General features: G+C 46.5%; 19 protein-coding genes. 6 read left to right on the top strand and 13 right to left on the bottom strand.

Features of this window, described 5'->3' with window-relative positions; all coding sequences use genetic code 11:
* Positions 1 to 31: 31 nt before the first annotated feature.
* Positions 32 to 3,580, bottom strand: coding sequence for a PAS domain-containing hybrid sensor histidine kinase/response regulator (locus LMJ53_RS15020; protein WP_229587999.1), 3,549 nt, complete (start codon positions 3,578 to 3,580; stop codon positions 32 to 34).
* 157 nt (positions 3,581 to 3,737) lie between these two features.
* On the opposite strand from LMJ53_RS15020, the gene LMJ53_RS15015 reads away from it, so the two are divergent.
* From LMJ53_RS15015 to LMJ53_RS14995, 5 genes are all read left to right on the top strand, one after another.
* The gene (locus LMJ53_RS15015; protein ID WP_229587997.1) at positions 3,738 to 4,001 is read left to right on the top strand and encodes a DUF4212 domain-containing protein; all 264 of its coding nucleotides are present in this window, start codon (positions 3,738 to 3,740) and stop codon (positions 3,999 to 4,001) included.
* A gap of 5 nt (positions 4,002 to 4,006) precedes the next feature.
* Positions 4,007 to 5,788, top strand: a complete 1,782-nt coding sequence (locus LMJ53_RS15010; RefSeq protein WP_229587995.1) for a sodium:solute symporter family protein — start codon at positions 4,007 to 4,009, stop codon at positions 5,786 to 5,788.
* Positions 5,789 to 5,881: 93 nt separating this feature from the next.
* Positions 5,882 to 6,400, top strand: a complete 519-nt coding sequence (locus LMJ53_RS15005) for a hypothetical protein (RefSeq protein ID WP_229587993.1) — start codon at positions 5,882 to 5,884, stop codon at positions 6,398 to 6,400.
* 34 nt (positions 6,401 to 6,434) lie between these two features.
* Positions 6,435 to 8,255, top strand: a complete 1,821-nt coding sequence (locus LMJ53_RS15000; protein WP_229587992.1) for a putative nucleotidyltransferase substrate binding domain-containing protein — start codon at positions 6,435 to 6,437, stop codon at positions 8,253 to 8,255.
* On the top strand, positions 8,256 to 8,915 hold the full coding sequence (locus tag LMJ53_RS14995) for an exonuclease domain-containing protein (RefSeq protein WP_226749995.1): 660 nt from the start codon (positions 8,256 to 8,258) through the stop codon (positions 8,913 to 8,915).
* On the opposite strand, the gene LMJ53_RS14990 is transcribed toward LMJ53_RS14995, so the two are convergent.
* The 6 genes from LMJ53_RS14990 to LMJ53_RS14965 form a co-directional block, all read right to left on the bottom strand.
* Positions 8,912 to 9,370: a DUF1456 family protein gene (locus LMJ53_RS14990; protein ID WP_229587990.1), complete on the bottom strand. Its 459-nt coding sequence runs from the start codon at positions 9,368 to 9,370 to the stop codon at positions 8,912 to 8,914. The genes LMJ53_RS14995 and LMJ53_RS14990 overlap by 4 nt on opposite strands.
* 76 nt (positions 9,371 to 9,446) lie before the next feature.
* A complete protein-coding gene (efp, locus tag LMJ53_RS14985) occupies positions 9,447 to 10,004 on the bottom strand; it encodes an elongation factor P (protein WP_226750373.1) in 558 nt (185 codons plus the stop codon).
* Positions 10,005 to 10,039: 35 nt separating this feature from the next.
* Positions 10,040 to 11,197, bottom strand: a complete 1,158-nt coding sequence (gene earP, locus LMJ53_RS14980; RefSeq protein ID WP_229587988.1) for an elongation factor P maturation arginine rhamnosyltransferase EarP — start codon at positions 11,195 to 11,197, stop codon at positions 10,040 to 10,042.
* A gap of 15 nt (positions 11,198 to 11,212) precedes the next feature.
* Positions 11,213 to 11,566, bottom strand: coding sequence for a hypothetical protein (locus LMJ53_RS14975; protein WP_229587986.1), 354 nt, complete (start codon positions 11,564 to 11,566; stop codon positions 11,213 to 11,215).
* The gene (locus LMJ53_RS14970) at positions 11,560 to 12,093 is read right to left on the bottom strand and encodes a hypothetical protein (protein ID WP_229587985.1); all 534 of its coding nucleotides are present in this window, start codon (positions 12,091 to 12,093) and stop codon (positions 11,560 to 11,562) included. Before LMJ53_RS14970 ends, LMJ53_RS14975 begins: the two co-directional genes overlap by 7 nt.
* A gap of 2 nt (positions 12,094 to 12,095) precedes the next feature.
* Positions 12,096 to 12,716, bottom strand: a complete 621-nt coding sequence (locus tag LMJ53_RS14965; RefSeq protein ID WP_229587983.1) for a LysE family translocator — start codon at positions 12,714 to 12,716, stop codon at positions 12,096 to 12,098.
* Positions 12,717 to 12,842: 126 nt separating this feature from the next.
* On the opposite strand from LMJ53_RS14965, the gene LMJ53_RS14960 reads away from it, so the two are divergent.
* The gene (locus tag LMJ53_RS14960; protein ID WP_226750001.1) at positions 12,843 to 13,037 is read left to right on the top strand and encodes a DUF3185 family protein; all 195 of its coding nucleotides are present in this window, start codon (positions 12,843 to 12,845) and stop codon (positions 13,035 to 13,037) included.
* Between the two features lie 63 nt (positions 13,038 to 13,100).
* Here LMJ53_RS14960 and glnS read toward each other — a convergent pair whose 3' ends face one another.
* The 6 genes from glnS to LMJ53_RS14930 form a co-directional block, all read right to left on the bottom strand.
* Positions 13,101 to 14,765, bottom strand: coding sequence for a glutamine--tRNA ligase (gene glnS / locus LMJ53_RS14955; protein ID WP_229587981.1), 1,665 nt, complete (start codon positions 14,763 to 14,765; stop codon positions 13,101 to 13,103).
* A 116-nt stretch (positions 14,766 to 14,881) separates the two neighbouring features.
* Positions 14,882 to 15,919 carry a multifunctional transcriptional regulator/nicotinamide-nucleotide adenylyltransferase/ribosylnicotinamide kinase NadR gene (gene nadR / locus LMJ53_RS14950; RefSeq protein ID WP_229587979.1) on the bottom strand — a complete coding sequence of 346 codons (1,038 nt, stop codon included), beginning with the start codon at positions 15,917 to 15,919 and terminating at the stop codon, positions 14,882 to 14,884.
* On the bottom strand, positions 15,916 to 16,716 hold the full coding sequence (pnuC, locus tag LMJ53_RS14945; RefSeq protein ID WP_229587977.1) for a nicotinamide riboside transporter PnuC: 801 nt from the start codon (positions 16,714 to 16,716) through the stop codon (positions 15,916 to 15,918). The genes nadR and pnuC overlap by 4 nt, the downstream gene beginning before the upstream one ends.
* 30 nt (positions 16,717 to 16,746) lie before the next feature.
* Positions 16,747 to 18,372, bottom strand: a complete 1,626-nt coding sequence (locus tag LMJ53_RS14940) for a tryptophan halogenase family protein (RefSeq protein ID WP_229587975.1) — start codon at positions 18,370 to 18,372, stop codon at positions 16,747 to 16,749.
* Positions 18,373 to 18,386: 14 nt separating this feature from the next.
* Positions 18,387 to 19,178 carry a hypothetical protein gene (locus LMJ53_RS14935; protein WP_229587973.1) on the bottom strand — a complete coding sequence of 264 codons (792 nt, stop codon included), beginning with the start codon at positions 19,176 to 19,178 and terminating at the stop codon, positions 18,387 to 18,389.
* A gap of 75 nt (positions 19,179 to 19,253) precedes the next feature.
* On the bottom strand, positions 19,254 to 22,202 hold the full coding sequence (locus LMJ53_RS14930) for a TonB-dependent receptor domain-containing protein (protein ID WP_229587971.1): 2,949 nt from the start codon (positions 22,200 to 22,202) through the stop codon (positions 19,254 to 19,256).
* Between the last annotated feature and the right edge of the window lie 5 nt (positions 22,203 to 22,207).

Below are 22,207 nucleotides of genomic sequence, written 5' to 3'. Positions count from 1 at the left end.
GCTTGTTTGCCATTAAATCGCCAGCGAGGGCCTAATTAGCGGCCCTCTTCAGCATTTTAAAATGATTCAGCGTTGCCCGTAACGCCCCCGGCTTAATCGGTTTAGCTAAAAACATCAACGACTCCGCTTTAGCTAAGGCCGCTAAATCAGCTTGGGGTGAGGCCGACACCAAAATGCCATTTACCTCTCCCCAATACTGACGGATCTGCCGATACAGATCTAAGCCATTCAAATGTTGACCTAGTTGATAATCAATAATAATCACATCCGGTGCGGGATGGTTCGGCGCATAACTGAGTAACTCTTGTTCATCATAAAAACACTGCACATCAGTGATCTGCCATTGCTGTAATAAGACTTTTAACGCCGCTAAGTTAGCCGCATCATCATCGACACACACCACCGACAACCCCGGTAAGGGCCTTTGCTGCAGTGGGCTTGGCAGAGGCAGATCTTGGCGGCGCTTGCCAAGCACTAACGGCAAGCGAATACTAAACACCGTGCCCTTACCCGGCCAAGACTTCACTAATAACTCATGGCCAAGCAATTTCGCCATCCGATTAACCACTCCCAGGCCCAAACCCAGCCCTTGTTGCCCTTTAGCCGTGGCATCAATGCGATAAAAGTCTTCAAAAATACGCTGCAGATCCGCCTCACCAATACCGGGGCCAGAATCCCACACTTGCAATAACAAATGATCACCACGTTTGCGACAACCTAGTAAAATGCGTCCTTTATTGGTGTACTTGATGGCATTAGATAACATGTTTTGTAAGATCCGCCGCAAATAAGTGGCATCGGTTTGCACTTGTAACGAGCTGGTTTTTACTGTTAAGGCTAAGCCTTTTTGACTGGCCACCAAGCCATATTCGTCGGCTAATTGCATCAATAATTCTTTTAACGGCACCGGTTGTACATTCGGTTGTAACTTGCCATCATCAAGTTTGGCGATTTCTAATAAGGTTGAAATCAGCTCTTCTGAAGCTTTCAGCGAATTATCAAGCTGCGTTAAAATCGCACTTTGCTGCTGCTTGTCGTGAATGCCTGCTAAAGCGGCAGTAAACAAGCGCGCGGCATTTAACGGCTGTAAAATATCGTGGCTGGCTAAAGCAAGAAACCGGGTTTTCGACGCATTCGCCGCTTCAGCTTCGGCTTTTGCTTGCAGTAATTGCTGCTCTGTTTCACGACGACGCCCGACCTCAGCCAGTAACTCTTGGTTCATGTCAGAAATAGTTTGCGTACGCTCATGCACCCGATCTTCTAAGTGTTGCTTCGCCTCGGCTAAGCCCTGCACGGCTTTAACATGGTCCGAGATGTCGGTAAAGCTGGTGACAAAACCGCCGCCAGGGATGGGATTACCGCGCATTTCAATCACTTTACCATCAGGTCGCACCCGCTGAAAAACATGAGCCGTACCATTTCGCATATGCATAATACGTTTTTCAACGTGCTCATCCGGATCACCGACGCCACAGAGCCCGCGCTCCGCATTAAGCCGCACAATATCTGCCACCGGCCGCCCCACACGTACCATACCATCAGGATAATTAAACATCTCTAGGTAGGATTTATTCCACGCGACCAAATTCAGATCACGATCAACCACACTGACCCCTTGGCTTAAGTGTTCTAGCGTTGAGAATAATATTTTGCGCGAAAATTGAATGGCCTGCGTAGTGTCATCAAACAAGGTGACGACATCTTCAAACGCCAGTTGCCGCCCTTCAAGTACCGCATTAACCATAGTAGAGGCAGACGACGCGCCGATGACCCCAGCGAGTTCACGTTCAACGTGTTCGACTAACCCAACGCTAGGCAAGTCATCCAGTTGCAGAGTCATTTGCTGTTTACGACCAAATTCGGCTAAACACTCTGCGGCACGTTGATTACCAACAAACCGTTCCAGTAAGATTTTTAAATCACTGTTATGAATGCGAATACGCCGCGCTGGTGTATCTTGATGTTTAATCGGTAAATTCGGTTTAACAAAGGCCACCGCCTGTAAGCGATCTAGCAAGTTTACCTTGGTACTTAACGAGACCAACGTATAAGCAAGCACATTAAAGCCCAGCGACACCAAGACACCATGACTTAACGAATCCAGCTTAATACCAAACATGGCCGTAGGCAGTAGCCAATTCAGCCCAAAGACCCCCTGCTGCATAATGGCGCTGCTTAATACCCCGGCATTCACCAGTTGCGGTAACATTAAGGTGTAAAACCACAACACCATACCAATACTTAAACCCGCATACACGCCATAAGCATTACCACGACGCCAATAGAGCCCGCCAACGACCGCAGGGACTAATTGAATGGTCAGCGCAAAGGCTAACAAACCGGTTTCGGCCAATTCGTAGTTGCGGGCAAAGACACTGTAATACAGATAAGACAGCGCCATCACCACCACAATCATGGTACGCCGTACCACCAAAATTAATAGGCTGTAATCGTGTGATAAACCTTTTTGCTTACTCGACTTTAATAAACCTGGCATCACCACATCATTACTGATCATCGTGGCTAAAGCTAAGGTCGCAATAATAATCATCGACGTGGCGGCAGAAAAGCCACCGATAAACACTAATACGCTTAAAACGTTCCATTCCATCCGTGAAGGGATTAACAACACAAAGCTATCCGCCAGCTCCAGCATATCGGGAAACAGTTGCATACCGGCCACGGCAATCGGGATCACCACTAAGGTGACTAAAACTAAATAACCGGAAAACCAGCGTCTGGCATGACGTAAATAATGATGTGAGACATTTTCGACAAAGGCGACATGAAATTGTCGGGGTAGCAAAAACACCGCGACCATCGCCAACAGTGTTTTCGTGATAAATTCAACCCAACCGGGTGTGGTCAGTTGTTCTTGCTGTGACACCGAATGTAAGGCAAAAGTGCGAAGCACAGACTGATCAGTATCAATTAAGAACACATACACGGCTATGGACAGCATTAACAGTGCAAACAACTTCACCACGGATTCGAAGGCGATGGCCACCATCACCCCACGGTTTTGCTCGGTCAGGTGAAGTTTGCGTGTACCAAATAAAATGGCGAAAAACGCCATGGCGATGGCGCTTAATAAGGCACTGTCTTGATACCATGCTAATTTACTGTCATCAAAGCTGCCGCCAAGTAATACCTGATAAGAGCCTGCCACCGCCTTTAATTGCAACGAGATATAAGGGATCACCACAATCAAGCAAACAACGGCCGCCAAAGTGGCGATATTGCTGCGCTTACCATAGCGGGCAGAGATAAAGTCAGCAATCGAGGTCACGTTTTGTTTTTTCGACACATACAACAGCTTAAATAAAAACGGTTGCGCGAAGATAAACAGCAGAATAGGCCCTAAATAAATGGCAATGTAATCCCAGCCGCGGGTCACTGCCGTACCCACTGCGCCATAATAGGTCCAAGAGGTACAATAGACCGCTAACGCCAAGCTATAAATTAAACCGCCATACTTTCGTATTAGACGATCGTCGGCATGGCGTTCACCCCAATTGGCAATTAAAAACAAACCACCGACATACAGTAAGGCTAATAGGGCTACAGTCCACGCAGTCACGGGATTCTCCATTTAGGGTTGTCAGCTAACTTTGGTTTTAGTGCGGCACCTTGTCAATGCTTCAGTACAAGTCTTCGACTAAAGTCGGGCTAGCAGAGCAGCTAACTACTGCTACATTAGAATTGCTCGAAAATAAAAACTAAAGGAGACACAACTTATGGCAAATAATAACACGAATGCCGCTGCATATTGGAGCGCTAACCTGCGCCTCATAATCGTAAGCTTGGTGATATGGGCAACCGTATCCTATGGCTTTGGTATTTTACTTCGGCCGTTTCTGGCCGGTATTAGCGTTGGCGGTACTGATCTGGGCTTCTGGTTCGCACAACAGGGTTCTATTCTTACGTTTATCGCGTTGATCTTCTTCTATGCCTGGAGAATGAACCAACTGGATAAAGAATTCGGTGTGGACGAGGAGTAAGCAGGATGAGTCAATTTGCAATTAACTTGATATTTGTTGGCGGCTCGTTTGCCCTCTATATCGCAATCGCTATCTGGGCACGTGCTGGCACCACCAAAGAGTTCTATGTCGCCGGTGGTGGCGTAAACCCAGTCATGAACGGTATGGCTACGGCTGCCGACTGGATGTCAGCGGCATCGTTCATTTCTATGGCCGGCTTAATCGCGGCGGGTGGTTATGCCAATTCAACCTTTTTAATGGGTTGGACCGGTGGTTACGTTTTGTTAGCCATGCTATTAGCCCCCTACCTACGTAAATTTGGTAAGTTTACCGTACCTGACTTTATCGGTGATCGCTTTTACAGCACAGGTGCTCGCTTAGTTGCGGTAGCTTGTTTGATTATTGCTTCAGTAACCTATGTTATCGGTCAAATGACCGGTGCCGGTGTGGCGTTCTCTCGTTTCCTTGAAGTGAGCAGCGACATGGGTCTGATCATTGCGGCTGTTATTGTGTTTTTATACGCGGTAATGGGCGGTATGAAAGGTATCACTTACACGCAAGTTGCACAGTATGTCGTGCTAATCATTGCTTACACTATCCCGGCAGTGTTTATTTCATTACAACTTACCGGCAACTTCTTACCACCATTAGGCTTATTTGGTACCCATATCGAATCAGGAATGCCGTTACTGGCTAAGTTAGATATGGTTGTTCGTGAGTTAGGTTTCCAAGATTACACCGCGGATGTTGATAATAAACTGAACATGGTGCTTTTCACGCTGTCACTGATGATCGGTACTGCAGGTTTACCTCATGTTATTATCCGTTTCTTCACTGTGCCTAAAGTAGCCGATGCGCGTTGGTCAGCAGGTTGGGCATTAGTATTTATCGCATTATTGTATTTAACTGCACCAGCAGTTGCGTCAATGGCACGTTTAAATCTGATGAACACCATTTACCCAGCAGGACCCACTGCGGATGCTATTCAGTATGCGGAACGCCCAGACTGGATGAAAACGTGGGAAACAACGGGTTTAATTTCGTTCCAAGATAAAAACGGTGATGGTCGCATTCAAGTGTATAACGATACACCGGCATTTGCTGAAAAAGCCGCAGAACGTGGTTGGAATGGTAACGAGTTGACAGTAAACAATGACATTTTAGTACTGGCCAACCCTGAAATTGCCAATTTACCTGGCTGGGTTATCGGTTTAATTGCAGCCGGTGGTTTAGCGGCAGCGTTATCAACTGCAGCCGGTTTATTGTTAGCGATTTCGTCCGCGATCAGCCATGACTTAATCAAAGGCTCTATCAAACCAGATATTAGTGAAAAAGGCGAGTTATTAGCCGCAAGGATCTCCATGGGGGTCGCCATTGTTATCGCCACCTACTTAGGGATGAATCCGCCAGGATTTGCCGCACAAACGGTGGCATTAGCCTTTGGTATCGCTGCAGCTTCTATTTTCCCTGCATTGATGATGGGTATCTTCTCTAAGCGAGTGAACAATAAAGGCGCCATTGCAGGTATGCTGGCAGGTTTAATTTCTACCTGTGTGTATATCTTCTTATACCTAGGCTGGTTTTTCATCCCAGGTACTGCGTCTTTCGCTAACACGCCTGATAACTGGTTATTTGGTGGTACAGGTTACGGCATTTCACCGCTGTCGTTTGGTGCTGTAGGTGCGATGATTAACTTTACCGTTGCCTTTGTTGTATCATCGATGACAGAAGCCCCTCCACAACGCATCCAAGATCTGGTAGAAAGTGTGCGTTCGCCACGTGGTGCAGGCCAAGCCATCGATCATTAACATCGTGGCAGAACATGGCTAGCGTAAGAGCAGCTTGTTCTGCCTCACCCTCGGGCTTTCTCTGGAAAGCCCGAATTTTTTAGGAAGTCCATTATGTTGTGGGAATTAATTGCAACGATTTTTGCAGGTTTAGGCGCAGCAGGCGTTGCCCTAGGCTTACGCTTTATCAGTCGTCAGCGCCTACCTCGTTGGCTCGTCCCCGTGTTTGCTGCGGTGGGTATGCTTAGCTTTCAAATTCACAGTGAATACAACTGGTACAGCCATCAAACAAGCTTATTACCTGAGGGCGTTGCTGTGGTAAAAACCATAGAACAAACCGCGCCATGGCGTCCTTGGAGTTATTTCTATCCTCAAACTTTACGTTTTATCGCCGCCGATGTGGCTAATGCCGCAGTCAATCAGCGCAATTCCGCGCTGGTGTTAGTCGACTTATATTTCTTTGAACGGCGCATGAGTGCCAAACGCGTGCCGCAAGTTGTGCATTGCCAACAAATGGCTCAGGCGGACTTTACCGAAAACTTACAGATCCCCACTGCAGGTGAAGCCTTATCTGCGCAATGGCGTCCATTGTCGGCTACCGATCCCATCATTACCTTGCTATGCGCAAAGTAAAGCCGGCCTAAACGAACTTAAACAGGAGTGCATCATGGAAGTTGCCGAAGTCAGTAAATTTTTAGCGCACACCACCCCCTTTGATCAGTTAGCCGAAGGGCAACTGGCGGATTTAGCCGCGGCGCTGAATGTGTATTATTGCCAAGCTGGCGAAACGGTGGATAGCAACACAGAAAATTTACTGATCGTTCGCACCGGCATTTATGCACTGTACAGCGATCAACAACAATTGCTTACCAAACTGGAAGAAGGTGATTTTTACGGTTATCAACTGCTGTTAACCGGTCTGGCTGATAACGATCAACTGATCTGTGAAGAAGATGGTTTATTATTCTGGTTACCGGCCACAGCCTTTCATCAAATGCGCTATCAATATAAAAATATTGATATCTTTTTTCAGCGCTTATTTGGCCGTCGACTACATCAATACAAAGAGCAACAAGGCTCGCGCTTTACCTTAAAAGTATCTGACATTGCCCAAGCGCGCAAAATTGCCATTCATGGTGAACAAACCGTGCAAGCCGCTGCCCAATTAATGACTGAAAAACGCGTCTCCTCTTTATTAATTGAACAAGACGAGCGCTTAATTGGAATTTTAACCGACCGCGATTTACGCAGTCGTGTTCTGGCGGACAACTTACCGGCAGCAACACCTGTGAAAGAAGTGATGACGCCAAAACCGCAAACTATTGATAAGCATGCTTATTTGTTTGAAGCAGTCCAACTGATGAGCCGCTTTAATGTGCACCATTTACCGGTGATGGACCAAGGTATTAGCTATGGCATGATCACAACCACAGATGTGATCCGCTCTCAGCAAGATCACCCCGTGTATTTGATTGGTGAGATCCATCGGCAAACCTCGATTGATGGCTTAGAGCATTGCAGCATGCAAATTAATAACTTGGCGCTGATTTTAGGTAAGCAGCAAGTGCCTGCCTATGAAGCGGGTCATATTATTACCACCATCACCGATGCGCTGACGCAGCGTTTAATCAAATTAGCCCAGATTGAGTTTGGCCCCGCGCCCTGCGTATTTAGCTGGTTGTGTTTTGGCTCACAGGCTCGAATGGATCAAAGTATTAATGCCGATCAAGATAACGCCTTATTACTGGAAAAAGAGCCCAGCGGCGAAATTGGCGAGTATTTTGCCAAATTAGCCGATTTTGTCTGCCAAGGTTTGGCTCGTTGCGGTATTACTTTGTGCCCGGGCAATATTATGGCATCGAACCCTGAGCTTAGAATGAGTTTAAAAGGTTGGTCAGGAAAATTTGCACGCTGGATCTCCTCGCCGACCCCTGACGCTATTCTTAAATCCAGTATCTTCTTTGATATGCGCGTGGTTGAAGGCTCAAAGGGGCTATTTAACGCGCTGCAACACGATATTTTAGCCCGTACTAATCAATCATTATTTTTGTTACAACTGGCACAAACCGCATTACAACGCACAGCACCACTGAGCTTTTTAAAAAACTTTATTTTAGAGCACGACGGAAAACATAAAAAAGGCTTGGATCTGAAAAAACGTGGTATCAGCTTAATTACCGATATCGTGCGGGTGTATGCTCTGGCAAATGGGATCCAGGAGGTGAATACACGTCAGCGTTTAGAGCGCTTGGCGGCAGACGGTATTATGGAAGCAAAAGATACCCAAAATTTATCAGATGCTTTTGATATTTTAGCGCAATTGCGTTGGGATAAGCATTTACACGATATTAGCCAAGGCCATGAAGCCAGTAATTTATTGGATCCTGCCGTGCTGTCGGGTTTACAACGGCATCAATTAAAAGACAGTTTTGCGGTGATCAACGGCGCACAATCGTCCATGAAACATCGTTACTGTCGAGAAATGTAAATGTTTGGATGGTTACAGAAAAACCCCGAGTTGTATGCCGAAATACTGACGTTTAATCAGGTGGCGTTACCCAGTGCTGACACACCGGCACGCGAGTGTCGTTACTTAGTATTAGATTTAGAACTCACCGGCTTAAATGCCAAACAAGATCATATTGTGAGTATCGGCTGGTTGCCTATTGTTGAGCAACATATTCGGCTGAGTGAAGCACGGCATTACTTAATTGAAGCGCCAGTCAGTGTCGGACAAAGTGCCATTTATCATGGCTTACATGACAGCGACTTAAAAGATGCCCAAGAGTTAGCCGACGTATTAACGTTTTTGCTTAAGCAGTATCCCGGCTATATTTTTGTCGCACATCATTGTCGCTTAGATCGGGCTTTTTTACAGATCGCTTTTCAGCGGCACTTTGGCAAGGCGCCACGCATGCTGTTTCTGGACACGCTGAATATCGAATATCATCGCCTGCAAAAACTGGGATCGCGGCTAGCGACTGATGCCCTGCGCTTACCGCAATGCTTAGCGCGACATCACCTACCGGTGAGTGCACAACATCATGCCTTAGAAGATGCCTACGGCTGTGCCCTATTGTTTTTAAGCCAATTAAAGAAAAGCCACTCGGCTATCACGCTAGGCGATTTACAACTGCATAGCCGTTAAGGACGCAGCTTAAGCTGTAAGCCTTTTAGCACATTACGCAACACTTGCGCTTGGCATTGCCGATAATGGGGATGATCAGGTTTGCGGAAAAATGCGCTGAGTTCCGCTTTGCCCATGCGAAAATCGGCTAATGACAACAAGGCTAACAGATCATCATCACGCAGCGTAAAAGCGATTTTCAATTTACGTAAAATAATATTGTTATTTAAGCGCGCTTCCGCGATCGGTTGCTCGCCCTCTTTTTGGCCACGTTGACTGCTGATTAAGCCATTTAAAAACTGCGCCAACGCTTGGTCTTCTAATGCTAAAAATACCGTATCTTCTTCTTTTGCCAGCCAGCCAATAATCTGTTCACGACTACACACTAAGCCCCCTAGCGCAAAAGTTGCCGCCATAGTGCTGTTGTTGTAATCCATAATAAAGCGCAGACGACGCAGAATATCGTTATTAGTCATTAGGTGTCCAATCGTTAAACGTTAACAAGCCTCAGCAAAAAAGGCGCTTACGCGCCTTTTTTTTGCTCAGATGCTCTTACTTAGCACGGCTGCGGTATTCGTCAGTGCGCGTATCGATTTCGATACGATCGCCTTCTTCTACGAATGCCGGAACCATCAGCTCAAAACCGGTTTCCAGTTTCGCTGGTTTCATCACTTTACCAGAAGTATCACCACGCGCTGCTGGCTCAGTGTAAGTCACGGTACGCACAACCACTGTGGGTAAATCAACAGAGATAGGACGCTCGTTGTAGAATACCACTGAACATTCCATACCGTCGATTAAGTACTTCAGTGCTTCACCCATTGATTCAGCTTCGATTTCAAACTGATTGTATTCAGCGTCCATAAATACATACATTGGATCGGCGAAGTAAGAATACGTCACTTCTTTAGTTTCCAACATAACTTGCTCAAATTTGTCATCAGCACGGTAAACTGTTTCCATGCCCTGACCATTAAGCAGGTTTTTCATTTTCATTTTTACTACTGCAGAGTTACGGCCTGATTTGTTAAACTCGGCCTTTAACACTACCATTGCCTCACTTCCAACCATAATTACTTGGCCGGCACGGACTTCTTGTGCTGTCTTCATCATTTGAGAATATCTTCTTGTTAGGAAAAATTGCGCTACATTATAATTTTTTTTTCAGCAAAACGCACGAGGTTGCTAGCAAGATCTCCAAAGCTTTCTAATTTGTTGCGCCATAATTGATTTAGCTGCGTAATTTGTGAGCTAACCAAGGCGAAATCTTGCCAACTGTGTTGCACATCTTGCTCGGTATTCCACTGTAAATGCAATTTTTGTACAACACTTGCCAGCTCGGCGGGAAACGCCGCTGTATAACGCGCTAAAAAAGCGGATAACTTATCAATATGCGCTTGCTCTGCTTGCCGATAGATTTGCCAAATAAAAGGCTTAGCCGCCCACTGCGCTCGGATCACGGAGTCTTCACCGCGTACAAAATTAATATCGCAGGCACTGAGTAAATAATCGTATTGCGGCTGCGGTAAAAACGCCAATAAATGCACCGTCAACGATCCCGCTTGCCAGGGTTGCTCAAGGCTTAAACCTGGAAGTAATTGTTTGGCTTGGTCGGCCAAAGCCCCTAACGGAATAACACATAACACCGGGCGGTCATACTGTTGCCATAATGCCAATAAACTGCCCAATGCTTGCTGGGTGTAAGCAAACAACGACACTTTTAAGGTGTTTTCATCTGTTAAGCTGATGCCTAATTGTTGCCAAAAATGTTGCTTGGCCAACGCATCTTGTTGAAAGGCACTTAATTGTGCAATCCTACCCTGCTCACACAGTAAGCCGCCGGTTTTTGCACTAAAACCGGGGAAAAAGAAATACTTCATTAAGGGTAACTGTGGCTGTGGTGAGGCCATAGTATGGCACGCTTCAATCCAGCTCTCAGCAGATAAGTATTCTAAGTTCAGCCACAGCGGTTTCACTGCTTGCTGCGCCATTTGCTGCTGATAGGCAAAAGGAATAGTACAGGCTAACGCCTCAACCACCACGGTGCCAGGAGTCATACTCTGCCATGGCGTTTGCGCTTGCCAATGACAAATCAGCACACCTGCCTGCTGTTGCTCTGTCAGGTTGGGATCGATTGCAGGGCATAGCCGCTGAAAACTGACTAAATCATCGACCCACAAGCGCACAGCCAGCCCATGCTCGGCGACCAACTGCCGACTTAAACGCCAACAAATGCCAATATCACCAAAGTTATCGACCACGGCACAAAAAATATCCCAACGTTGCTGCTGCGCTAACCTCATGACCCAACTTCTCCATTAAAAGACATAATGCCGCAGCAGTAAACTGAGCATACGCAGCAATAATAACAGCCAGCTAAATAAGATCAGGCTCAGTAAGAACGCCAGTAAATATTGGCCGCTGCGATAAAATAACCGCCGAAAAAAGCCGGCGGGTTGTAACGGCGCTTTGCTGAATAAGGCACTGATTAACCAGCAACAAAGGCAAGACAACAACGCGACCGACAGCCCTAACAAAGCATGCGGATTCAAAGCATTAGGAGCAAAAACTAAGCTGCCCATTATCAGCAAAGCGATACCGCCTGCCAACACTAGATACCAGGTTTGCCAAGGAGACAACCAGCTTGCTAAGCGCCGATACAGGCTTAGCACTTTGCCACCTCAGCACTGAGTAGCGCGCGGGGGTACAACGGCAAAATACCCGATTGCCCTAATAAATCCCCGACTACCCAAATCTGTTGAAAGGGATGCTGATGCGGTAACTGTAACTTGTGGCAATTCGCCAACATATCTGCGCGACGCCACAGCGGATTCGCATTACGGATCACCAGCCAAACTCGCTCGCTGTCGTAATGCTTTTCTGCTTTATTAGCAATAATCCGATTCAGTGCTGCTAACAAACGCTGTGCTGCCGGTACGCGCAGCAACGCCATTAATTCTTGATGGGTTTGTTGACTCAGTGCTCGCCCTAAAATATGCATGGCTTCTGCTTCACTGCCATATAAGTGGGCAATTTCTAAATCGAGTTTTTGATCGTCATAATAACAAGACACATCGGGGCGCGCCGGCTCGTTATGCCAAATATGCCGCATTTTAACGGCAAAACGTTGCTCATACAGCCGCATAAAAATGCGAGCGGCTTCATGCTCTAGCGCAATTTTTTCTGCAGCACCATTCATCGTTAAACCGTACTAAAATAGAACTGCCATAACTCCAGGAGCACGGGCAGCACAGACAATAATAAAATAACGCCCATAGCGGCATTAAATAGCCGCTGCGCGAAGGTGTTATTTAACAGCTTTTTTAACACCACACCAAACAACAACCACACGCCGACACAAGGAAAGGCCATTAGTAAAAAGGCCAAAGTAATGCTGCTTACTTCTAACCAATAAACCCCGCCCACGCTGGTAAAAGCCGCCATCGCGCCAGAAGCCATCACCCAGGCCTTGCCGTTAATCCACTGAAACAGCACCGCCTGCCAAAAGCTCATGGGTTTGCTTTTACCCGTGGCAATACTTTGCGGATGGGCGCTGGCAATTTTCCAAGCCAGGTATACCAGGTAAACCGTACCCAGCACTTTAATCAGTTGATGTAGATGAGGAAAGCGTTCAAACACCACCGCAAAGCCTAAACCGACCAACAACACCATGAACGGGAACCCCAGGCAAATACCCAGCCAATGCGGTAAGCTGGCTTTAATGCCATAGTTAACACCTGACGACATCATCATCACGTTATTTGGCCCGGGCGTAATCGTGGTTGAAAAGGCGAAAAATAACACGGCCCAAAAGATTTCCATGCTGTACTCCTGCTGCAAATTGTCGCCGACCTTAAGCCAACAATGTCATACCGATAGTTATATGCTACATTTACTTCCAAGTTGTTTGTTAACAGCTTAGGCACTTTCATCATACAGGAGAAGTAAATGAATAAGATTATTGGATTAGCTTTGTTAGTTGCCGGCGCCATTTTATTATATTTTGGTTATACCGAGTATCACTCTACTGCCTCTCAAGTCACTGAAGTGGTGACTGGCAACCCAACCGATAATGCCATTTGGTTTCTCGTTGGCGGCGCCATCGCGGCGATTGTTGGCTTAGGGATGCTCTTTAAAAAATAACAGCCGCTAAGCGGCCGTTATTGGGTTGAACGCTAAGGCAGCCGTTTCCTGCTGCCTTAGGGCTTACTCTTCTTCTTTACCCCAGCTATCACGTAAACCCACTGTACGATTAAATACCAGTTTAGCTGCGCTAGAATCTTGGTTATCCGCACAATAATAGCCTTCACGCTCAAACTGATAAGCCTGTTCGGCCACGGCTGTCGCTAACGATGGCTCGACAAAACCATGCTTAATCACTAAGGATTGTGGATTAACAGTACTGATGAAATCTTCTTCAGCTGCAGGGTTAGCCACACTGAATAAACGATCGTAAACCCGGAACTCTGCGGCTAACGCTTGCGTTTGCTCTACCCAATGGATCACACCACGCACTTTGCGACCATCAGCCGGGTTTTCACCTAGTGTCTCAGGTAAGTAACTGCAATTTAACGCAATAATATTACCGGCATCGTCTTTAATCACTTCGTCTGCGTGAATCACATAGGCATTACGTAACCGTACATCACCACCAGAGACTAAACGTTTATATTTTTTATTGGCTTCTTCACGAAAATCAGCACGATCAATATAAAGTTCACGGCCAAATGGCACTTGGCGCTCACCCATCTCATTTTTAGGATGATTAGGCGCGGATAACCACTCAATTTTATCTGCTGGATAATTGGTGATAGTGACCTTGATCGGATCAAGAACGGCCATCGCCCGCGGTGCTGACGTGTCTAAATCTTCACGAATACAGGCTTCTAACGCGCTCATTTCAATAACATTATCTTGCTTCGTCACACCGATACGCTTAGCAAACTCACGAATGGCGGCGGCGGTAAAGCCACGACGACGTAAACCGGCGATCGTCGGCATACGTGGGTCATCCCAGCCTTGTACCACTTGCTCTGCCACTAAGGTTTGTAATTTACGCTTACTCATCACCGCATATTCAAGGTTTAAACGTGAAAATTCAATTTGCTGTGGATGACATGCAATACTGATGTTATCTAAGATCCAGTCGTATAAACGGCGATTGTCTTGAAACTCCAGCGTACATAACGAGTGCGTAATACCCTCTAACGCATCAGAAATACAATGGGTAAAGTCATACATTGGGTAAATGCACCACTTGTCACCCGTTTGATGGTGATGCGCAAATTTTACCCGGTAGATAACCGGATCGCGCAAACAGATAAAAGAGGAGCTCATGTCGATTTTTGCACGTAATGAGCACTCACCTTCTTTAAAACCACCAGCCCGCATTTTTTCAAATAAGGCTAAGTTTTCTGCTGGGCTGGTATCACGATATGGGCTAGGTTTACCCGGCTGGGTTAAATTGCCACGGTATTCGCGCATTTGCTCGCCATTTAAGAAACAGACATAGGCTAAGCCTTTGTTGATTAACTCCACCGCATAGCCATACAGCTGTTCGAAGTAATCTGATGAGTAACGCACATCGCCAGACCACTCAAAACCTAACCAGCTAACGTCACGTTTAATTGACTCAACAAACTCGACGTTTTCTTTTTCAGGGTTCGTATCATCAAAACGCAGATTACACTGCCCCTGATAATCTTGCGCAATGCCAAAATTCAAACAAATCGACTTAGCATGACCAATATGCAGGTAACCATTAGGCTCAGGCGGGAAACGGGTTTGAACGCCACTGTGCTTACCATTGGCCAGATCGGCATCAATAATTTGCCGTATAAAATTCGTTGGGCGCGAAATGACGTCCGACATAATACTTGGTGTCCTTTTATTCTACGAGAACCGAAAAATGATGTGGCATTATAACAGCCGAACCGGCGCTGACTACTGCTGGTCAGCACTGTTTGCAAAGATTTTAATCAGCAAGGCTATTTTTGCAATAATGCATCAACCGCACTGATGCAACTCTCTAACCGTTCGTAATAATCAGCCGAGCTAATACGTAATATGCGATCTGCAGGAAAACCATACTGCTGATACAAGTCGAGCAACTGCTGAAAACTTTGTTGGCGTACGTGCGGCGAACCTAATTCGCGCATGCCATCCGCTACCCAGGGCACGGTCGGCTCCAGCGCGATGATTAAGTCATATTTCAGCGGATCAATAAAACTCTCGATACGACTGGCCACATTGCCTAAAAACACCTGACTGAAAAAAGCGGTGACCACCGCATCAGTATCGAAAAAACAGACCTTGTTGGCACTACGTAAGGCATGCCAATCTTGCTCGTATTGCAAATGGGTAATACGATTGAAATCTTCTAAATTAAATAAATCGCCATTGCCGCCCACCACGTCTTCTTGATAATCACGCCCCAGCTCTTCGGACCAAGAAGTACAATATACTTTGGCGAGCTTGCGGGTTAAGGTGGTTTTACCGCAAGACTCAGGCCCGGTGATCAGCACTTTACGCGCAAAAAACGGCCGAGCAGCACCGGCAATATAATCCCAGTGTAAATAGGGTCGGTTGCGAATTTCAGTACCACTGATCGGCCATTGGGTGCGTTGCGGATCTAACACCCGATAATCGATGTTAGGAAAATGCTGCTGATGACCGGCACGATAATCTTCTTCGCCACCAAATATCACTGCAAACGGCTCTGGCACGGTGTGTTGTAACAACCCGGCATATTCTCCCCAACCTTGCGGAAACGCAGGGATCGCATCTTCGTTTTGCAGCAATACCCGGATCCCCAAACCTTGCAGCTCTTGCGACAACCAACGCTGACGAAGTACACCGTCAATATAAGGAATACCGGCAACCCGACATAACTCACCATCTTCATGGCTTCGCTCACTGATCACCACGTACAGTTTGTCACATAGTGCATGTGCGCGCAGTATCGCGGTTAAGTGGCCGCGATGAGGCGGTAAAAACTTCCCTGGAAAAACGCCTACTTTACTCAATGCTCTGATGCTCCTTTGTGCCAGCTAATCATGCCGTAAATCGAATTCATTAAAAATGCGCTCCACATTAATAAAGTGGGTACCGCATAGGCTGTTGCACTTGGATCCGTTAGCAATACCAAACTCCAAGCAAACAACGTTAAGACATTGGTCAGGATCCAAAATGGCCACTGCGCCGCATACATGCGGATCATCAATAATTGCGCGGCAATTTGTAATACCACCGTCGCGCTATCCAGCAGTGGACCGCTAAACGTCAGCCCGGTTAATTCGCGTAAGCTGGCATACACCTGTGAATTACGCTGTAAGGCTTCACTAATAAAGCCGTCGAGCTCGGCTAATACCGCGGTAAGTGCCGCAATCCCCAGTACAACTAAAGCCAACACCCAAAACCAATGCCGCCCTAACCGCCGCATCTTGATGATCTGACTTTCAGCGCAAAGATGTTGACGCCAGCTAAAATAAATAAAAAATTGCGCAGGTAAAAAGTAAAACCAATTAATTAACCAATCACCATAATAGCCCGAGGTCCAAGCGAGCAAACCGTAGCTACTGGCACTGATCAGCCCCCAAATCCAGTTCGACATTAAGCCTTTGGCGACCATCACCACGCACAAGACACCACTGATGGCACTCAGCGGGCTGATAAACCAATTTAGGGTTATTGACCCATAGCTCTGCCAATCCGTGCTTTGCCAACTAAACCAGATTGTACTGCTCAAAATAATACATAAAAACCACTGCAACCAGCGCCGCTCTAGGCGGTTTAAACGCTGTAAATCTGCCCATAGCAACATCTGTTTGCTCCGTGACACGCTAATGTCAGATTAGACCCAACCCGCAGGTTTGGACGCAGTCGCATAGGTTGGCATACCAACGGCTTGCTGTAACCAATGCGCATGCGGCGGCAATTTGTGTCGTGCCATTTGTAAGCGCTGTAATATCGCTCGGTGAATTTGCGTTGCCGGTAAATTCGGCCCGTAACGTTCTGCACAATGCGCTCGCAGGTAATCCATACCATATAAAATGCATTGATAACTTTCGTGATTCCACAGCCCGCCGGTATCAACCGCCGCGCGCATATCACTGAAACCATCATGACTGCCCTGTGCATCCATCCCCGGGAACCACTGATCCTGAAAATCATGGGCACTAGGCGGTTTAACTTTCCAAAATGCTAACTTGGCTTTTAAACGTTCGGTAATTCGCTCCGGTTTTTGTACTTCTCGCCAAAAAGCGGTGTCGGTGCGCTGTGTCATGCAATAGTGCATATTGATAAAATCGAGAATTTCATAAAAGCGATTAGATAAGATACGATTATAACGACTGGCCAGCAGCGGCATATCTTCAGCGGCAAACGGAAAATGCTCCGCTAAGGTGACGGCGCCTAAATCGCTGAGATATAAACCAGTTGATTCCAGCGGTTCAATAAAGCCTCCCGATAAGCCAATGGCCACACAGTTACCTTGCCAGTTTTGTTTACGCCGGCCGACTTTAAAATTAACCACCCGATGCGGCAAATCTTCACACCCCACCCCTTGATAAGCACGCATTTCACGCTCAGCCTCTTCAATACTAATAAAAGCACTGCTATGAACATAACCGACTGACCGTTGGTTTTGCATGGGGATATCCCAGATCCAACCATTGGATAATGCGGTGGCCGTAGTATAAGGCCGCACCATACCCGGATAGAACCGATCATAAGGAATATGCATGGTAATGGCGCGATCGCAGAGCAACCACTGGGAACAATCTTCAAAACCGACACCGAGTTGTTTTTCAATTAATTTGGCACTAAAACCGGTGCAATCGACAAACAAATCGGCCGCCAGCGTTACCCCTTGATCGGTGACGATAGCGCCAATCTGCTGTTCGGCCTTCATTTGCACGTCTTGCAGATTGGCCAGGGTATGTTTAACCCCCCGCGCCACGGAAAAATCACGCAAATAATCGGCAAACTTTTGCGCATTCATATGATAAGCATAATTAAGCGGTGGGCCCATATCCCATTGCCCAAGCATTTTGGGCGCTAAACCCATCTCACAAATAATCGGCTGTGCTGAGCAGGTTTCCATAAAGGGAATACTGCGATCACTGCGCAGCCATTCTTCGGCTAAATGGTCTAAGGGTTGCGTACGCATACTGCTAAAAGGATGGTGATAGAACGTATTATCGTTGTGTACCCAGTTGGCGTACTTAATTGACTGCTTAAAGGTCGCATCGGTCGCGCGCATAAATTCCATTTCATCAACGCCAATTACCGCTAACAGATGACGCATAGAAGGGATCGTGGCTTCACCCACTGAAATGCGTGGAATATCAGGAGACTCCAATAAATGGATATCCACGCGAGGTTCACGGCCTGCTTTATTTAATGCGCCATTAAGGTAGGCTGCCGTCATCCAACCGGCTGAACCGCCGCCAACAATTAATACTTGCGGTCGTTGCATCACCGACTCTCCTGTTAGTAATAACCTAAAATATGCCGCAAACCTGGCGCAGCATATTCGACTAAACGTTTTTGCATATCGGGTAATTCGTCTGGGATCTCGGCACTGATCCCAGCCAGATTCTCTCTATAGGTGCCGCTCTGCTGGCGATCTGAACCCAGTTCAATACGGCGGCGCCAATCTTCGGGTAAGCAACCGTTGACTAATACTGGCTGCAATAACTCAGTAAAATACTGCTCGGCGGCGGGCGTATCGAGTTTTTTTAAATGGGTAATCACATCTTCATAACGCACTAATTTAATGCCAGTGCCTAGCCAGGCGACGGCGTTATGGCTATAAATTTCTTGTAAGGTTGGCGCCTTTTGATAAATGCCAAAGATCATCATATTGAGCATTTCATTAATTTTAATGCGACCGCCTTTTAAATGGTCCATCTGCCCTTGAAAGGTATCCGATAAAAAGAAGCGTGCACGCGCCAATACCCAGTCATAAGGGTCACGCACAATAATATATTGCACCACTTTTTGCGTGGCTAAGGCCGATTCATCCGAAAACAGTAAGTGCCCCCAACTTAACATCGGCTTGGCCGGATTAAACGCCGGCAGACACTGGCGCAAGTTAGGAATTTGCACAAAAGCGTCATGATATTGTTGGGCAACAGGAACAAACATCCGGAAAATATTACGCAACAAATGTGTACCGCACTTAGGCACTGAGTTTAAAAACACCGGTTGTGTCAAAGCTGGCTGGTTAAATTGTGAATTAAGATCGTTCAAAGTATCAGGCTTGGCAAACACGCGAGGCATGAGGCTGGTTTCCAACAACAAGACTAAAAAAAGGAAAATGCCGACCTAAGTCGGCATTTTTACTCACACTTATAATTAGAAATTATAAGACATATTTAAGAACACCCGACGACCTAACCAGTCATATTGACTGTAGAACGCTGAGGTGCCTAAGCGAGTGACAGAACTACCGGCACTGACTTTTGGCGGCTCTTTATCAAAAGCATTAGCCACACCCAAGGTTACATCTAAACCTGCATCAGCAAAGTCTTTAGTCACAGAGAAAGTGTGATAAACCACCGCATCTGCTGCCGCAATTAACTTAACCGCTTCGCCACGGTAAGTGGGGCTACTGCTGACAAACTGCTCGTTTGATACCGCACCAGTATAACGTGCGATCCAGTTTACGCTCCAATCTTGGTATTCCAAGCCGACAAACAGGTTACCTACGTCTTCTGGACTACCAAATTGCCCTGTACGATCGATCGGATCACTATCAGCAAACAATTGACTTGCCGCTTCGATCTGACGCGTATGCTGATAAGTGGCAGATAAACGACCAAACTTAGTATCACTAGCATAATTTAAGGTAATATCAACACCGCGGTTAACCTGGTTAGCAATGTTTAAATAACCACCACGCACGTTGGTAATGCGCAAATCAACAGGATCACGATCAAACTGAGTACAAAGTGGTTCAGTGCTAAAGTTATCAGAAATATAACAGTTACCTAAGATCTGACCCGCAGTCAAGTTAGTGACTTCACCAAAGATTTCAATGTTGAAGTAATCAATTGACGCGCTGATATCATGATTTTCGAAATCAGGTGTCCAGACAAAACCTAACGTTTCAGAGATCGAGGTTTCGGCTTTTAACTGACCAGCACCACCGCCTGTGGTAACCGTTGCAGAAATAGCTCCGCCTGCGAAGTCACGTGGAATACCATCAGTAGCACAGTTGGTGGCAACACGCGGATCGATAGTACCATTGTCAACACCCTGCCCCCAGTTAATACATGGATCGATATTACGCTGGCCAACAAAGCTTGTTTGGTTATTTAAATATAATTCAAATAACGCCGGTGAACGGAACGAGGTACCCCGTGAAGCACGCACCCGCACGCCATCGACGATGGTCCAGTTTATACCCGCTTTATAGGTATTATCACCGCCATAAGAAGACACATCGGTGTAACGGCCTGAGATGGTTAAATCTAACGCTTGAATACCCGGTAAATCACGTACTAATGGCACTTGGAACTCAGTAAATACTGCACGGCTGATATGTGAACCGGCAGTAATACCCGCAGCCGTTTGGCCCCAAGTATTTTCACGTAAGGTTTCTTCGCCAGGGACGTCATTGATCGAGTCTTTTTGGAACTGGAAACCGACCGCAGTACCGATAAAGCCGGCGGGTAATTCAAATAAATCACCTGAAATAAAACCTTCAACTGATTGTTGTTTATAAACAGTATTACCCGTTTGCTCACCAAACAAGAAATCACGGATTTCTGGTGAAATATTACCGGCTAAGAACTGTGGATCTAACCAAGGTACATCCACACAGGGCACGCCACGGATCGGTGTTGTTTCACCAACACAAGAGCCTGAGGCAAAGTTATAGGGTGAGATAGCATCTTCGTAAATAAGCTTAGACTTATAATCACCGCTGCTATAGCTATTTTGATAAGCCACATCATAATACCAGTTACCAATATCACCATTAATACCGGCAACAAAACGGCGGTAATCCACGGTGATTTTATCACCTGAGTGATCAGTAATTGGGGTTGGGCTTAACCACTGCGCCCCCGTCCAACCGGCACTTAATGGATCACCGGCAAAGAAATCTTCGTTATATTTGTAGCTCCAGAACTGACGATAGCCGTTGGTGGTGGTTTGACGGCGATTTAATAACACTTCACCGTATAAACTGGTGGTGTCATTTAATTCATAATCACCTTGTGCATACACGGTCATTAATTCGTTTTTCGGAACCAAGGTTTCTAAATCTTGAAACGGGTGGTCAGCGTTAGTGACGGAATCTGATAAACGATCATAAGCCACCGGGAACCAACCGGGTGGTGTCACCATAAAGTCCGGATTGTTAGGATCAGTTGCAAACCCAGGAATGAAGTTACCTAAGTTACCATCATAATCATATTGCGCTTTTGCACCCGCAGGGACGTTGCCGCCAGCACCTTGATAATCGTAAAGCCAAATATGACCCCACAGTAAATCATTACAATGGTAGCTGCCGGTACGCGGATCCACAGGGTCAACTCGCTCATTGGTTGTTGGATCAAACAAATAACGCTCAGCACAGTTAAAGAAGCTGCGTTGACCTTGAGCCAACTCTTGCTGCACTTTGTAGTCACCGACAACACGGAATGAGCCGCGGCCAAAGGTCTTACCATAAGTACCATTTAATTGATAAATTTCACCGCCTTCTTCTAACGGCTGCGAGGTATTAAAGTTAATGGTACCTTCATCACCCTTCTTCGTAATAATGTTGATAACACCGGCCACGGCGTCAGAACCATATAACGAAGAAGCGCCATCTTTTAAGATTTCAATACGATCAATTGCCGATAAAGGCAGAATGTTCGGATCAAAAGAAGCTACTTGGCCACGCGTACCCGCTGGGCCAGCACGACGACCGTTTAATAAAACTAGCGTACGGTTTGCACCTAAACCGCGTAATGAAATGCTTTCTGAACCGACACCACCTTCAGTAACAAACGCCGTAGAGGCCGCAGCGGTGATTTGGTTTGAACCTGCAGCAACCGTGGAATTACGTAATAATTCACCTAAGTTGCTAATACCTTGGCTGGCAGCAACACTGGCATTAATCACTTCAATTGGCGCAGCTTGATCTAAACCATCGGTACGAATACGTGAACCGATAATTTGAATACGTTCGGCTTTTTCATCTGCTTTGGGCGCGTCAGCTTCTGCTTCTTGGGCGTGAACTTGAAAAAGTGAACCGGCCAGCACACAGCTTATCGCTATGGAAAGCGGCTTAATTTTGGAATCTGATGGCATTATTC

The sequence above is a fragment of the Rheinheimera sp. UJ51 genome (assembly GCF_020819615.1).
In the GTDB taxonomy this organism is placed as follows: Bacteria; Pseudomonadota; Gammaproteobacteria; order Enterobacterales; family Alteromonadaceae; genus Alishewanella; species Alishewanella maricola.
Note: the sequence above shows the minus strand (reverse complement) of the source record. Positions and strands in the feature narration are given on the sequence as shown.

Bases quoted from the DNA above. Each gene is read 5' to 3' on its own strand.
- LMJ53_RS14940 (WP_229587975.1), bottom strand. From the start codon at position 18,372: ATGCAACGACCGCAAGTATTAATTGTTGGCGGCGGTTCAGCCGGTTGG.
- pnuC (WP_229587977.1), bottom strand. From the start codon at position 16,716: ATGTTGCTATGGGCAGATTTACAGCGTTTAAACCGCCTAGAGCGGCGC.
- LMJ53_RS15005 (WP_229587993.1), top strand. From the start codon at position 5,882: ATGTTGTGGGAATTAATTGCAACGATTTTTGCAGGTTTAGGCGCAGCA.
- earP (WP_229587988.1), bottom strand. From the start codon at position 11,197: ATGAGGTTAGCGCAGCAGCAACGTTGGGATATTTTTTGTGCCGTGGTC.
- LMJ53_RS14995 (WP_226749995.1), top strand. From the start codon at position 8,256: ATGTTTGGATGGTTACAGAAAAACCCCGAGTTGTATGCCGAAATACTG.
- LMJ53_RS14970 (WP_229587985.1), bottom strand. From the start codon at position 12,093: ATGAATGGTGCTGCAGAAAAAATTGCGCTAGAGCATGAAGCCGCTCGC.
- glnS (WP_229587981.1), bottom strand. From the start codon at position 14,765: ATGTCGGACGTCATTTCGCGCCCAACGAATTTTATACGGCAAATTATT.
- LMJ53_RS14965 (WP_229587983.1), bottom strand. From the start codon at position 12,716: ATGGAAATCTTTTGGGCCGTGTTATTTTTCGCCTTTTCAACCACGATT.
- LMJ53_RS14990 (WP_229587990.1), bottom strand. From the start codon at position 9,370: ATGACTAATAACGATATTCTGCGTCGTCTGCGCTTTATTATGGATTAC.
- efp (WP_226750373.1), bottom strand. From the start codon at position 10,004: ATGAAGACAGCACAAGAAGTCCGTGCCGGCCAAGTAATTATGGTTGGA.
- LMJ53_RS14935 (WP_229587973.1), bottom strand. From the start codon at position 19,178: ATGCCTCGCGTGTTTGCCAAGCCTGATACTTTGAACGATCTTAATTCA.
- LMJ53_RS14930 (WP_229587971.1), bottom strand. From the start codon at position 22,202: ATGCCATCAGATTCCAAAATTAAGCCGCTTTCCATAGCGATAAGCTGT.
- LMJ53_RS15000 (WP_229587992.1), top strand. From the start codon at position 6,435: ATGGAAGTTGCCGAAGTCAGTAAATTTTTAGCGCACACCACCCCCTTT.
- LMJ53_RS15010 (WP_229587995.1), top strand. From the start codon at position 4,007: ATGAGTCAATTTGCAATTAACTTGATATTTGTTGGCGGCTCGTTTGCC.
- LMJ53_RS15015 (WP_229587997.1), top strand. From the start codon at position 3,738: ATGGCAAATAATAACACGAATGCCGCTGCATATTGGAGCGCTAACCTG.
- LMJ53_RS14960 (WP_226750001.1), top strand. From the start codon at position 12,843: ATGAATAAGATTATTGGATTAGCTTTGTTAGTTGCCGGCGCCATTTTA.